This is a genomic window from Caballeronia sp. EK (genome assembly GCF_014384845.1).
Lineage (GTDB): Bacteria > Pseudomonadota > Gammaproteobacteria > Burkholderiales > Burkholderiaceae > Caballeronia > Caballeronia jiangsuensis.
Window position 1 is genome coordinate 65,027 of the sequence record NZ_JACSUE010000009.1, and the last position, 13,227, is coordinate 78,253.

The window sequence follows — 13,227 nt, forward strand, 5'->3', positions numbered from 1 at the left end:
GGCTTCAGCCTCCGAGCGCCGCGGCGAGCAGTTCGTCGTAGCGATGTTGCGCGCGCAGGATCGCGTCGCAGACTTCGCGCACGGCACCGTGTCCGCCGCGCGCTTCCGCGACCCAGTGCACGCGCTGGATCACTTCGGGATGCGCGTTCGCGGGCGCGGCCGCAAAGCCGCAGCGGCGCATCACCGCGAGGTCGGGCCAGTCGTCGCCCATATAGCCGCATTCGTCGGCGGCGATGCCTGTCGCATCGAGCAGTTCGGCGAGCGCGACGGTTTTGTCGGCGACGCCCTGATAGAGATGCGTGATGCCCAGTTCGCGCGCACGCGCCGCGACGATGCCCGACTGCCGGCCCGTGATGATGGCCGTCTGCACGCCGACGGACTGCAGCATCTTCACGCCGTGGCCGTCGAGCGAATTGAACGACTTCATCGCGTCGCCGTCGGCGGTGAAGAAGAGGCTGCCGTCGGTGAAAACGCCGTCGACGTCGAATACCATCAACTTGAGGCGGCTCGCGCGTTCGGCGGCGGTGAGAGGCTTCTGCGCCATCAGATTACCTTCTTGGAGAAGAGGTCGTGCATGTTCAGTGCGCCGATCAAAGTGGCATCGGCGTCCACGACCAGCATCTGATTGATGCGATAGCGCTCCATCAGTTCCACGGCTTCGACCGCGAGATGATCCGGCGCGATCGTGCGCGGATTGCGCGTCATGACATCCACGAGCTTCAGCGCTCGGAAATCGCCGTCGCGCTGCAGGATGCGGCGCAGGTCGCCGTCGGTGAAAATACCGTGGACGTGACGGTTTTCGTCGATGACCGCCGTCATGCCCATGCGCTTGTCGGTGATCTGGAAGAGCGCGTCCGAAACGGTCGCGTCGAGCGATACGACCGGCACTTCGTCGCCCACGCGCATGACGTCGCGCACGTAGGTGAGAAGACGTCGCCCGAGCGCGCCCCCCGGATGCGAGCGCGCGAAGTCGTCGGGGCCGAAGCCGCGCGCATCGAGCACGGCGACGGCGAGCGCGTCGCCGAGCGCCATCGCGGCGGTCGTGCTGGCCGTGGGCGCGAGATTCATCGGGCACGCTTCCTTTTCGACGCGTGCGTTGAGGTGCATGTCGGCCAATTGCGCGAGACTCGATTCGGGACGGCCGGTGATCGCGATCAGCTTCGCCCCGAGCCGCTTGATGAGCGGCAGAATGGCAACAAGCTCCTCGGTTTCGCCCGAATTGGACAGCGCGATGAAGATGTCGTCGGCGGTGACCATGCCGAGGTCGCCGTGGCTCGCTTCGGCCGGATGCACGAAGAACGCGGGCGTGCCGGTGCTCGCGAGCGTCGCGGCGAATTTGCGCGCGACATGGCCCGACTTGCCGATGCCCGATACGACCACGCGGCCGCGACAGGCGAGCAGCGTTTCGACCGCGCTCGTGAAGTTTTCGTCGAGAAGTTCGGAAAGCCCGCGAACGGCGTCGGCTTCGATCTGGATTACGTTGCGAGCCAGCGCCAGTGCCCGGTCGCCATTGATTTTCGCTATCATGCGCGGAGTATAGCAAAGGCGTTTCTCAGCCGCCCCGCCGGGAGCGCGGCGCGCCGCCGCCTATCCGCCCCCGCAAGCCCTGTCGTCAGGGGCCTTTTTAAGATGCCGGAGCGCCTGAAGCACGCGCCTCGGAACACTGACGAACGAGGACGCTAGCCGGATGACCTCTCCGCTCGAAATGACGCTGTTGCTGCTGCTCTGCTCCGTGGCAGGCGTCGTCGTATTTCGCTATTTCAACCTGCCGCCGATGCTCGGCTATCTGACGGTCGGCATCATCGTGGGACCGCATGCAGCGGGTATCGCGCCGGATTCTGACCGCGCGCAGCATCTCGCCGAATTCGGCGTCGTCTTCCTGATGTTCTCCATCGGGCTCGAATTCTCGCTCTCCAAACTGCGCTCGATGCGGCGCATCGTGTTCGGCCTCGGCGCGAGTCAGGTCGCAGCGACGATCGCGCTCGCGCTGATCTTCGGCTGGATCGCCAATTTCTGGATGGAGATGTCGTGGCAGGCGAGCTTCGCGCTCGGCGGCGCGATGTCCATGTCCTCCACCGCCATTGTCAGCAAGCTGCTCGCGGAGCGGCTCGAACTCGAATCGGAGCATGGCCGCAACATCTTCGGCGTGCTGCTGTTCCAGGATCTGGCGGTCGTGCCGCTGCTCATCATCATCGCGGCGTTCGGCAACGGCAATTCGTCTCAGCTCGCGATGTGGCTCGGCATCGCGGCGGTGAAGATCGTCGTCGCGTTGACGGTCCTGCTCTTCATCGGCCAGAAGTTCATGACGCGCTGGTTCGATCTCGTCGCGCGACGCCGCTCGCAAGAGCTGTTCATGCTGAACCTGCTGCTGGTGACGCTGGGCGCGGCGTTCATCACCGACAAGTTCGGCCTGTCGCTCGCGCTCGGCGCGTTCATCGCGGGCATGCTGATCGCCGAGACGCCGTATCGGCATCAGGTGGAAGAAGACATCAAGCCGTTTCGCGATGTGCTGCTCGGGCTGTTCTTCGTGACCACCGGCATGCTGCTGAATCCGCGCGTGATCTGGGAACATCCGCTTCTCGTGCTCGGCTTTTTCGTCGTGCCGATCCTGCTCAAAGCCGTGATGATCACCGGTCTCGCGCGTGCGTTCGGCGCGGCGCCGGGCGTCGCGATGCGCACGGGCCTCGGGCTTGCGCAGGCAGGCGAATTCGGTTTCGTGCTGCTGAACCTGATCCTCGATTCGCATCTCGTCAACTCGACCATCCTGCAGGCGATTCTCTCCGCGATGCTGCTCTCGATGCTCGCCGCGCCGTTCATCATCCAGAACGCGGACCGGATCGTGCTGCGGCTGTCGTCGACGGAATGGATGCTGCAATCGCTGCAGATGACGAAGATCGCAACGCAGAGCCTCAAGCAGAGCGGCCACGTGATCATCTGCGGCTACGGCCGCGCGGGGCAGAACCTCGCGCGCATGCTGGAGCAGGAAGGCATTTCGTATGTCGCGCTGGATCTGGACCCGGACCGCGTCGCGGCGGCCGCGGCGGCGGGCGAATCGGTCGTGTTCGGCGATGCCGGGCGGCGCGAGTCGCTGCTCGCGGCGGGGCTGCATCGCGCGGCGACCGTCGCGATCACCTACGCGAACACGCCGTCCGCGCTGCGCGTGCTGCACAACATTCACGAGCTCGCGCCGACCTTGCCCGTGATCGTGCGCACGGTCGATGACGCCGATCTCGAAAAGCTCACCGCCGCGGGCGCGACGGAAGTGATTCCGGAGATCGTGGAAGGCAGTCTGATGCTCGCGTCGCACACGCTCGTGCTAATGGGCGTGCCGATGCGGCGCGTCGTGCGGCGCGTCGAGGAAATGCGCGACGCGCGCTACAGCCTCCTGCGCGGCTACTTCCACGGCGCCGACGATGTCGACGACGACGATGGCCACGAGCAGGTGCGGCTACAATCCGTACCGATCGACGCAAATTCCGAAGCCGTCGGGCATTCGCTCGACGATCTCGGACTCGTCGGCAATGGAGTCGAGGTGACCGCGATCCGGCGCCACGGCATCCGGGGCGTCGAACCCGACCCCGAAACCAAGCTGCGCGCGAACGATATCGTCGTGCTGCGCGGCCTGCCCGAAGTGCTTGCGCAAGCCGAGGAACGGCTCTCGCGCAACCGCCGGGCGGCGTAGTCATCCTCTTTTGTCACCAAGGCGAACGCGCGGCCTCACGGCGCGGACTCCGGAGAAGTCATGTCCATTACCCCCTCGAACGCACCGCTCGACGCCGCGCGTTTCATCAAGGAGCGCGTGCGCACCGTCGAGAACTGGCCGCAGCCCGGCGTGCAGTTCCGCGACATCACGACGATCCTGCAAGACCGTAAGGCGCTGCGCATGCTGATCGACCTGTTCGTGCAGCGCTATATCGACGAGAACGTCAACGTGATCGCCGGCATGGATGCGCGCGGCTTCATCATCGGGCCGATTCTCGCGTACGAACTGAGTCTCGGCTTCGTGCCGATCCGCAAGAAGGGCAAGCTGCCGCACAAGACGCTCTCGCAGTCGTACGACCTGGAGTACGGCAGCGCGACCGTCGAGATTCACGAGGATGCGTGCAAGCCGGGCGATCGCGTGGTGATCGTCGACGATCTGGTCGCGACAGGCGGCACGATGATGGCCGGCAAGATTCTGCTCGAACGGCTAGGCGCGGAAGTGGTGGAAGCGGCCGCGATTATCGATCTGCCGGATCTCGGCGGCTCGAAACTGCTGCGCGCGAACGGCGTGCCGCTCTATACCGTGTGCGAATTCGGCGGACATTGAGATGCCCAACTTTCTGCTCTTTCTTGCAGCATCGGTCGCGATCACGGTTGCGCCCGGCCCGGACAATCTGCAAGTGCTCGCGCGCGGCATCTCGCAAGGACGTCTCGCGGGCGTCGTCGCCGCGCTCGGCTTCGCGTTCGGCGTGATCTTCCATACGACGCTCGCCGCGCTCGGCATCGCGGCGCTGCTGCGGTCGTCGCCGGTCGCGTTTCAGGCGGTGAAGCTCGCGGGCGCGGCGTATCTCGTCTGGATCGGCATCAAGGCGCTGCGCAGTCATGGTCTCTCGACGGCGCACGCGCGCCCGAGCCAGCCGCTTTCGACCGTGTTCCGCCAGAGCGTGATCGGCAACATGCTGAATCCGAAAGTCACGCTGTTCTTCATCGTGTTCCTGCCGCAATTCGTCGATCCACACGGCGCGCAGAGCGTGATGCTTCAGATGTTCGAGCTCGGCGGATTGTTCATGTTGCAGACGGTCGTCGTGTTTTCGCTCTTCGGCATCGGCGCGGGGATGATCGGCGTATGGCTGAAGCGCCGTCCGCGCGTCGGCGTATGGCTCGACCGGCTCGCGGGTGCGACGTTCATCCTGCTGGGCGTTCGCGTCGCCTTGCGCTGACCGGGGTTTGTGCATGACGCTGCCTGCCATTATTTCCGCGCGCCATTTCGATGCCGCCGCGCACGCGCCGTTTTTCATCGGCGATGAACGCGTCGGCTGGATTCGCCGCACCGATGTCGACGCGCTGCGGCGCTGGCCCGACGTCTTCGAGATCGACGAAACATCGGTTCGGCTGAACGCCTCGCTCGCCGATGTGAATACGCGCAGCGCCGCGCTCGGCGCGGTCATCGGCGCGTTGTACGCGGAAGGCCGGATTCCCGGCTGGCGCGACGAAACCTACGCGATCCGCAACGACTTCGACGCGCCGCCGCTCGCGTTCATCGAGCGTGCGGCGTCGCGCTTCTTCGGCACGATGACCTACGCGGTGCATCTGAACGGCATCGTAAAATATCGCGATAAGGCGCCGCAGTTGTGGATCGCGCGTCGCAGCGAGACGAAGGCGACCGATCCCGGCATGCTCGACAACATCGTGGCGGGCGGCATCGGCTGGGGCTTCGAGCTGATGCCGACGCTCGTGAAGGAATGCTGGGAAGAGGCGGGCATGAGCGCCGCGCTCGCGCAAACCGCCGAGCGCGGCCGCACGCTCCATGTGCTGCAATCTTTGCCCGAAGGCACGCAGGCCGAGCAGATCTTCGTCTACGACGTCTCGCTGCCACCCGATTTCGCGCCGCACAACCAGGACGGCGAAGTCGGCGAGCATCGTCTTGCACGTATCGAAGAGGTCGCGCGCTGGATCGAGGAGGGCAAGCTCACCGTCGACGCCAGTCTCGCGACGCTCGATTGCATGCTGCGCCACCAGTGGATCGACGAAGACGCGTGCGAAGGTATCGACACGCTCTTCGATCCGCCGCCGCTCTGAACACAAAGAATCAAACGAACGAGGAAAGGTCATGTCGACCGAACATAGTTTCTATCTGAAGTTGTCGTGCCCGGACCGGCCGGGAATCGTGCATGCCGTGTCGGGTTTCCTGTTCAACCTCGGCGCCAATATCCTCGACTCCGCGCAGTTCGGCGACAGCCGCACGGGCGAGTTCTTCATGCGCGTGCATTTTCAGCAAGTCGGCGGCGATCCCGGTATCGACGCGCTGCGCAAGTCGTTCAGCGACCTCGCCGATGAATTCGGCATGCGCTGGGAACTGCACGACGCTTCGGTGAAGCCGCGTGTCGTCATCATGGTGTCGAAGATCGGGCACTGCCTGAACGATCTGCTGTTCCGCTATCGCACCGGCCAGTTGCAGATCGAGATTCCGGCGATCATCTCGAATCACAAGGATTTCTATCAACTCGCCGCGAGCTACGACATTCCGTTCCATCATCTGCCGCTGCTGAAGTCGACGCCGGATGCAAAGGCTGCGCAGGAAGCGCGCGTGCTGGAAATCGTCGATCAGCACGACACGGATCTCGTCGTGCTCGCGCGTTACATGCAGATTCTGTCGGCGAACATGTGCGAGAAACTCGCGGGCCGCGCGATCAACATCCATCACTCGTTTCTGCCGAGCTTCAAGGGCGCGAAGCCGTACTATCAGGCGTTCGACCGCGGCGTGAAGCTGATCGGCGCGACCGCGCACTATGTCACGTCCGATCTCGACGAAGGCCCGATCATCGAGCAGGAAGTGGAGCGGGTCGATCACAACATGACGCCGGATCAACTGACGGCGATCGGCCGCGACGTCGAATGCGTGACGCTCGCGCGCGCGGTGAAATGGCACGCGGAGCATCGCATTCTTTTGAACGGGCACAAAACGGTCGTGTTCCGTTAATCGCCCTTCAAATGCAGAAACGCCCGTAAGAAATTGCGGGCGTTTTCGTTTATGGCGATCGGATCGAATCAGACGAGCCGCAGATAAATCAGCTCACGCTTGATATACGCGTAGAAAATCGGCGCGGCGACCACGCCCGGAATGCCGAATGCGGCTTCCATTGCGAGCATCGCGAGAAGCAGTTCCCACGCGCGCGCCTCGATCTGGCCGCCGATGATGCGCGCATTCAGGAAGTATTCGAGCTTGTGGATGACGATCAAGAACGCGAGCGACGCGACCGCCGTGCCGAACGACACCGACAGCGAAATCCCGACGATGATCGTATTGGAGATCAGATTGCCGATCACCGGCAGCAGCCCGACGATGAACGTCACCAGCACGAGCGTCTTGGAGAGCGGCAATCGCTCGTGAAAGACCGGCAGCGCGACGAGCAGATAAAGCGCGGTGAAGACCGCGTTGATCGCCGAAATCTTGATCTGCGCGAACACGATGCGGCGAAACGCGTCGGCGAAGCGCGACACGCGCGCGATGAGCGCCGTGGACAGCGGCAAGCGATGATTCGACGGCCGCGGTGCGCTGACCGCGATGATCGCGCCGATGATCATGCCGATCAGGATATGCCCGAAGCCGCGCGCCATCTCCTTGCCGCCTTGCTGAAGCATTTCGGCGTGCCTGTGCATCAGCTCGGTAGCTTTGTCCTTCATCTGGCCGGCATCGACCGGCAGATAGTTCGCGATCCAGTCTGGCACGCGCAGGCGCGCGCTCGACGTGATGGTCATCAACTGGTCGAGCAGCTTTTGCAGGCTCGGCACGTCGTGCTCGAAATGCTCGATGGTGGCGACGGTCGCGCCCGTCAGCCCGCCGACGATGATCGCGGAAATCAGCCCGACCGCAATGAGCCGGGCGCCCTTGCTCACCACGTGACGTTCGATGACCGGCGAGATCATGTGGACGAGCTGGAACACGAGCATGCCGGCGAGAAGGCCGCCCAGCAGTTTCAGATCGAGGACCAGCCACATCGCGAAGAGCGCGAGGATATAGCTGCCGATCTCCACCGCCGACAGCTTCGGCAAGCTCATGTCGCTCGTCAGCCTGACGTGGCGTGTGGGCAGGTCCCGTACCCGCGCCTCCTCGTTGGCAGCTTCGTTGCGCTTCGGCATGACTGCGTTCCTTTCCCCTGCTGCGTACGACGGTTATTCGTGCCGCGACACGCGGCGCATTCCAACAGTCCGGCTGGCAGCGCCCGGCCACGAGGCCCGGCGCCGTGGTTCAGGCCGCCGATTTGGCCCGTTGCAGCAAGGGTGCCAGATATCTGCCGGTAAAACTCGCTTTTGACTTCGCGACCTGCTCCGGCGTGCCCTGGGCGATGATCTGGCCGCCGCCCGCACCGCCTTCCGGACCGAGGTCGATCACCCAGTCGGCGGTTTTGATCACGTCGAGATTATGCTCGATGATGACGACCGTGTTGCCCTGATCTCGCAGCCGATGGATCACTTCGAGCAGCAGCGCGATATCGTGGAAGTGCAATCCGGTCGTCGGTTCATCGAGGATATATAGCGTCCGACCGGTATCGCGCTTGCTCAGTTCCAGCGAAAGCTTCACCCGCTGGGCTTCACCGCCCGACAGCGTGGTCGCGGACTGGCCGAGCCTGATGTAGCCGAGACCGACATCGAGCAGCGTTCTCAGCTTGCGCGCGACCACCGGCACCGCCTTGAAGAACTCGTGCGCCGCCTCGACCGTCAGATCCAGTACTTCGCTGATGTTCTTGCCCTTGTACTGGACTTCGAGCGTTTCGCGGTTGTAGCGCTTGCCGTGGCATACGTCGCAGGGCACGTAGACGTCCGGCAGAAAGTGCATTTCCACCTTCAGCACGCCGTCGCCCTGACAGGCTTCGCAGCGTCCGCCCTTCACGTTGAACGAGAAGCGGCCCGGATCGTAGCCGCGCTCCTTGGCCGCCGGCACGCCCGCGAACAGTTCGCGGATCGGCGTGAAGAGGCCCGTGTAGGTGGCCGGATTCGAGCGCGGCGTACGGCCGATGGGCGATTGATCGACGGCGATCACCTTGTCGAAATGCTCCAGACCTTCGATCGACTCGTACGGCGCAGGCTCCGTTGCCGAGCCGTACAGATGCTGCGCGACCGCGTGCTGCAGCGTGTCGTTGATGAGCGTCGACTTGCCCGAGCCGGACACGCCCGTCACGCAGGTCAAAAGTCCGACAGGCAGGTCCAGCGTCACGCGTTTCAGATTGTTGCCGTGCGCCTCGACGATGCGCAGCATGCGCTCGTCCGGCGCGGTGCGCTCGGTCGGGTAACTGATCGTGCGCTTGCCGGACAGATACTGGCCGGTGATCGAGTTCGCGTCTTTCTGCACCTGAACCGGCGTGCCCTGCGCGACGATCACGCCGCCATGCACGCCCGCGCCCGGTCCCATATCGACGACGTAATCCGCCATGCGGATCATGTCCTCGTCGTGCTCCACCACGATCACCGAATTGCCGATATCGCGCAGATGCTTGAGCGTGTCGATGAGCCGGTCGTTGTCGCGCTGATGCAAGCCGATGGACGGCTCGTCGAGCACGTACATCACGCCGGTGAGCCCGGAGCCGATCTGCGACGCGAGCCGGATGCGCTGCGCCTCGCCGCCGGAAAGCGTTTCGGCGCTACGTTCCAGCGACAGATAATCCAGCCCGACATTGTTCAGAAACGAGAGCCTCGCGACGATTTCCTTGATCACCTTGTCGGCGATTTCGCCCTTCGCGCCTTCGAGGCGCAGCGTCTGGAAATAGCCGAGCGCATCGCGCAGCGGCCAGCCGCTGATTTCGTAGATGCCGCGTGCCTGATCGTCGGCGCCGACTTTCACGAAGCGCGCCTCGCGCCGCAGACGCGTGCCTTCGCAGGCCGGGCAGGGCTGATTGTTCTGGTATTTCGCGAGTTCCTCGCGCACGGCGGCGGAATCCGTCTCGCGATAGCGCCGCTCCAGATTCGGGATGATGCCTTCGAACGCATGCTCACGAACCGACGCGCGCCCGCGCTCGTTGATGTAGGAGAAGGGAATCGCCTGCTTGCCCGAGCCGTACAGGAGGATCTTGCGCACTTTCTCGGGCAGGTCTTCGAACGGCGCGTCGATCTCGAATTCATAGAACGCCGCGAGACTCTGCAGCATCTGGAAATAGAACTGGTTGCGCCGGTCCCAGCCCTTCACCGCGCCCGCCGCGAGCGACAGCGACGGATGCGCGACCACGCGCTTCGGATCGAAGAACGTGATCTGGCCGAGGCCATCGCACTCGGGGCACGCGCCCATCGGATTGTTGAACGAGAAAAGGCGCGGCTCCAGTTCCGGCAGCGAGTACGAGCAGATCGGGCACGCGAACTTCGAGCTGAAGAGCTTTTCCTTGTCCGTGTCCATTTCGAGCGCGATCGCGCGGCCATCGGCCAGACGCAGCGCGGTTTCGAACGATTCCGCGAGGCGCTGCTTCATGTCCGGGCGCACCTTCAGGCGGTCGATCACGATGTCGATCGTGTGTTTGTCGTTCTTCTTGAGCTTCGGCAGCGAATCGACTTCGTAGATTTTCGCGACGCCCTCGTTCGCCGTGCCGCCGCCCGAGCGGATGCGAAAACGGATGAAACCCTGCGCCTGCATTTCCTCGAACAGTTCGACGTGCTCGCCCTTGCGATCCGCCACCACCGGCGCGAGGATCATCAGCTTGGTTTCTTCGGGCAGCGCGAGCGCGGCATCGACCATTTGCGAGACGCTTTGCGCCTCCAGCGGGATCAGATGATCCGGGCAGTAAGGCGTACCGACGCGCGCGTACAAAAGACGCAAATAGTCGTGGATTTCCGTGACGGTGCCGACAGTCGAGCGCGGATTGTGCGACGTGGCTTTCTGCTCGATCGAAATGGCGGGCGACAAACCTTCGATCAGATCGACGTCCGGCTTTTCCATCAACTGCAAAAATTGCCGCGCATACGCCGAGAGGCTTTCCACATAACGGCGCTGGCCTTCCGCATAAAGGGTGTCGAACGCGAGCGACGACTTGCCCGACCCGGACAGCCCCGTGATCACGATCAGCTTGTGGCGCGGCAAGTCGAGATTGACGTTCTTCAGATTGTGGGTGCGAGCCCCACGAATGCGAATTTCTTCCACGAGTTCGTTCCGGCGTTTTTCGGGTGCTTTCGGATGATTTCAGCGGCGCTTTCATCTGCACGGACGGGCCATACAGCCATTGCCGGGCGGAAAGAGAGAGGGCCAAACCTGCTACTATAACGACTTTTAAAGGGCGCAGCTCCCGGGCCCAAGGGCCGGATGCACGCCAATCGGCCGGCGCGGGGACTTGCTGGCCATCTGCGGGGCGAGCGCCGGCGCGACGAGCTGTACGCGCACACGATGCGTTCCATATAGTGCCGTTTCGAGCAAGAACAAGGCGACCGCGCCTGGCTGCGCCGCAGGCCAGGCCATACGCGACCCTCATCCTTTTCCCGTTTCTGATGTCCAATCCGTCTGCCACGTCTACACGTCTCTCCGCGCCGGAGCTGCGGGCGACCGTGTCGCTCGCCGCCATCTTCGCGCTGCGGATGCTCGGTCTTTTCATGATCATGCCGGTGTTTTCCATCTATGCGAAAACCATCCCCGGCGGCGACAACGTGCTGCTCGTCGGCATCGCGCTCGGCGCGTACGGCGTCACGCAGTCCATGCTCTACATCTTCTACGGCTGGGTTTCCGACAAGTTCGGACGCAAGCCCGTCATCGCGTTCGGCTTGCTGGTGTTCGCGATCGGAAGCTTTGTCGCGGCCATCGGGCATTCGATGGCGTGGATCATCGCCGGGCGTGTGATTCAGGGCATGGGCGCGGTGTCGTCGGCGGTGATCGCGTTCATTGCCGATCTGACCCACGAGGAAAACCGCACCAAGGCGATGGCGATGGTCGGCGGCAGCATCGGCGTGTCGTTCGCGGTGGCGATCGTCGGCGCGCCCATCGTGTTTCACTGGGTCGGCATGAGCGGGCTATTCACGGTCATCGGCGTGCTGTCGATCCTCGCGATCGGCGTGGTGTTCTGGATCGTGCCGGATCCGCCGGCGCATCCGGTCCACGTGAAGGCACCGTTCGCCGAAGTGCTGCACAACGTCGAGTTGCTCCGTTTGAACTTCGGGGTGCTCGTGCTGCACGCCACCCAGACGGCGCTGTTTCTCGTCGTGCCGCGCATTCTGGAGGAAGGCGGACTGCCGGTCGCGTCGCACTGGAAGATTTACCTGCCGGTGATGGCGCTCGCTTTCGTGATGATGGTTCCGGCAATCATCGCCGCCGAGAAACGTGGAAAAATGAAGAGCGTCATGCTGAGTGCGATCGGGCTTATCCTGATCGGCCAGTTGTTATTGGGCGCCGCTCCCCATACGCTGTGGTCCGTGGCTGCCATTCTGTTCGTGTACTTTCTCGGCTTCAACGTGCTGGAGGCGTCGCAGCCGTCGCTCGTGTCGAAGCTCGCACCGGGCACGAGAAAGGGCGCGGCGGCGGGCGTGTACAACACGACACAGTCGATCGGCCTTGCGCTTGGCGGGGTGATCGGCGGCTGGCTGCTGAAGCTCGACGGGCCGAGCGCGGTCTTCTACGCTTGTTCGGTGCTGGTGCTCGCGTGGCTCCTCGTCGCGGCATGGATGAAACCGCCGCCGCGCAGAACCGGGCGCGCCGCCTGAGAGATATTTGAATCATCGAATCAAGCCGGCATGGTGTGGACGAATTACGTCTGAAGACGGAATCGGTCCGATTGCAGCATTCGGCTGACAGTTAGCAAGGAATCTACCGGAGAAATCATGGCATCAGTCAACAAGGTCATTCTCGTGGGCAATCTGGGCGCCGACCCGGAAACCCGCTACCTCCCGAGCGGCGACGCCGTGGCGAACATTCGTCTCGCGACGACGGACCGATACAAGGACAAGGCCTCCAACGAGTTCAAGGAACTCACGGAGTGGCATCGCGTGGCGTTCTTCGGCCGACTCGCGGAGATCGTGAACGAATATCTGAAGAAGGGCTCGTCGGTGTATATCGAAGGGCGTATCCGCACGCGCAAATGGACCGACCAATCGGGCCAGGAACGCTATTCGACGGAGATCGTCGCGGATCAGATGCAGATGCTCGGCGGCCGTGGCGGCGCGGCCGGCGGCGGCGATGACGGCGGCTACAGCCGCAGCGCGCCGATGGAGCGTTCCGGCGGCGGCGGGCGCGCACCCGCGGGCGGACGCCCGAGCGGCGGCGGCGCGGGCGGCGCTGGTGGCGCCGGCGGCGGTTCGAGCCGTCCGAGTGCGCCGGCAGGCGGCGGCTTCGACGACATGGACGACGATATCCCGTTCTGACCCACCGATAACGATTCGCGCATCGAAAGATGGGCCTCCGGCTGACACAGCCCGAGGCCCATTTTTTTCGTCCCGGCAGGGCGTTTTCTGAATTATGTTGCCCGCTCACCCTTTTCCCGCCTGCGCATATTAATCTCTCGGAATCGCATGGACGACGGGTGCGCCCGGATTGAAACCGAGAGGCTTCGAAGCCTAATCGGA

At 63.7% G+C, this 13,227-nt stretch carries 11 protein-coding genes; 7 read left to right on the forward strand and 4 right to left on the reverse strand.

Features of this window, described 5'->3' with window-relative positions; translation table 11 throughout:
* Positions 1 to 4: 4 nt before the first annotated feature.
* Together IAG25_RS26240 and kdsD are read right to left on the reverse strand one after the other, a co-directional pair.
* Complete coding sequence (locus tag IAG25_RS26240; protein ID WP_187607439.1) at positions 5 to 544, reverse strand: KdsC family phosphatase; 540 nt, start codon at positions 542 to 544, stop codon at positions 5 to 7.
* Positions 544 to 1,527: an arabinose 5-phosphate isomerase KdsD gene (gene kdsD, locus IAG25_RS26245; RefSeq protein ID WP_187607440.1), complete on the reverse strand. Its 984-nt coding sequence runs from the start codon at positions 1,525 to 1,527 to the stop codon at positions 544 to 546. The genes IAG25_RS26240 and kdsD overlap by 1 nt, the downstream gene beginning before the upstream one ends.
* Before the next feature lie 160 nt (positions 1,528 to 1,687).
* Between kdsD and IAG25_RS26250 the strand changes: the two genes are divergently transcribed.
* The 5 genes from IAG25_RS26250 to purU are packed head-to-tail and all read left to right on the forward strand — an operon-like array spanning position 1,688 to position 6,682.
* Positions 1,688 to 3,682 carry a monovalent cation:proton antiporter family protein gene (locus IAG25_RS26250; protein ID WP_035497599.1) on the forward strand — a complete coding sequence of 665 codons (1,995 nt, stop codon included), beginning with the start codon at positions 1,688 to 1,690 and terminating at the stop codon, positions 3,680 to 3,682.
* Between the two features lie 60 nt (positions 3,683 to 3,742).
* Entirely contained in the window at positions 3,743 to 4,309 is a 567-nt protein-coding gene (locus tag IAG25_RS26255; protein ID WP_187607441.1) for an adenine phosphoribosyltransferase, read from the forward strand.
* Position 4,310: 1 nt separating this feature from the next.
* Positions 4,311 to 4,922 carry a LysE family translocator gene (locus IAG25_RS26260; protein ID WP_187607442.1) on the forward strand — a complete coding sequence of 204 codons (612 nt, stop codon included), beginning with the start codon at positions 4,311 to 4,313 and terminating at the stop codon, positions 4,920 to 4,922.
* Positions 4,923 to 4,935: 13 nt separating this feature from the next.
* Positions 4,936 to 5,781, forward strand: coding sequence for an NUDIX hydrolase (locus tag IAG25_RS26265; RefSeq protein WP_187607443.1), 846 nt, complete (start codon positions 4,936 to 4,938; stop codon positions 5,779 to 5,781).
* A gap of 31 nt (positions 5,782 to 5,812) precedes the next feature.
* On the forward strand, positions 5,813 to 6,682 hold the full coding sequence (gene purU / locus IAG25_RS26270; RefSeq protein ID WP_187607444.1) for a formyltetrahydrofolate deformylase: 870 nt from the start codon (positions 5,813 to 5,815) through the stop codon (positions 6,680 to 6,682).
* Between the two features lie 68 nt (positions 6,683 to 6,750).
* Here purU and IAG25_RS26275 read toward each other — a convergent pair whose 3' ends face one another.
* Positions 6,751 to 7,842, reverse strand: coding sequence for an AI-2E family transporter (locus tag IAG25_RS26275; protein WP_187607445.1), 1,092 nt, complete (start codon positions 7,840 to 7,842; stop codon positions 6,751 to 6,753).
* Between the two features lie 109 nt (positions 7,843 to 7,951).
* Entirely contained in the window at positions 7,952 to 10,825 is a 2,874-nt protein-coding gene (uvrA, locus tag IAG25_RS26280; RefSeq protein ID WP_187607446.1) for an excinuclease ABC subunit UvrA, read from the reverse strand.
* Positions 10,826 to 11,166: 341 nt separating this feature from the next.
* Between uvrA and IAG25_RS26285 the strand changes: the two genes are divergently transcribed.
* Both IAG25_RS26285 and IAG25_RS26290 read left to right on the forward strand, forming a co-directional pair.
* On the forward strand, positions 11,167 to 12,369 hold the full coding sequence (locus IAG25_RS26285; RefSeq protein WP_187607447.1) for an MFS transporter: 1,203 nt from the start codon (positions 11,167 to 11,169) through the stop codon (positions 12,367 to 12,369).
* 117 nt (positions 12,370 to 12,486) lie between these two features.
* Positions 12,487 to 13,026 carry a single-stranded DNA-binding protein gene (locus IAG25_RS26290; RefSeq protein WP_187607448.1) on the forward strand — a complete coding sequence of 180 codons (540 nt, stop codon included), beginning with the start codon at positions 12,487 to 12,489 and terminating at the stop codon, positions 13,024 to 13,026.
* Positions 13,027 to 13,227: the final 201 nt, after the last annotated feature.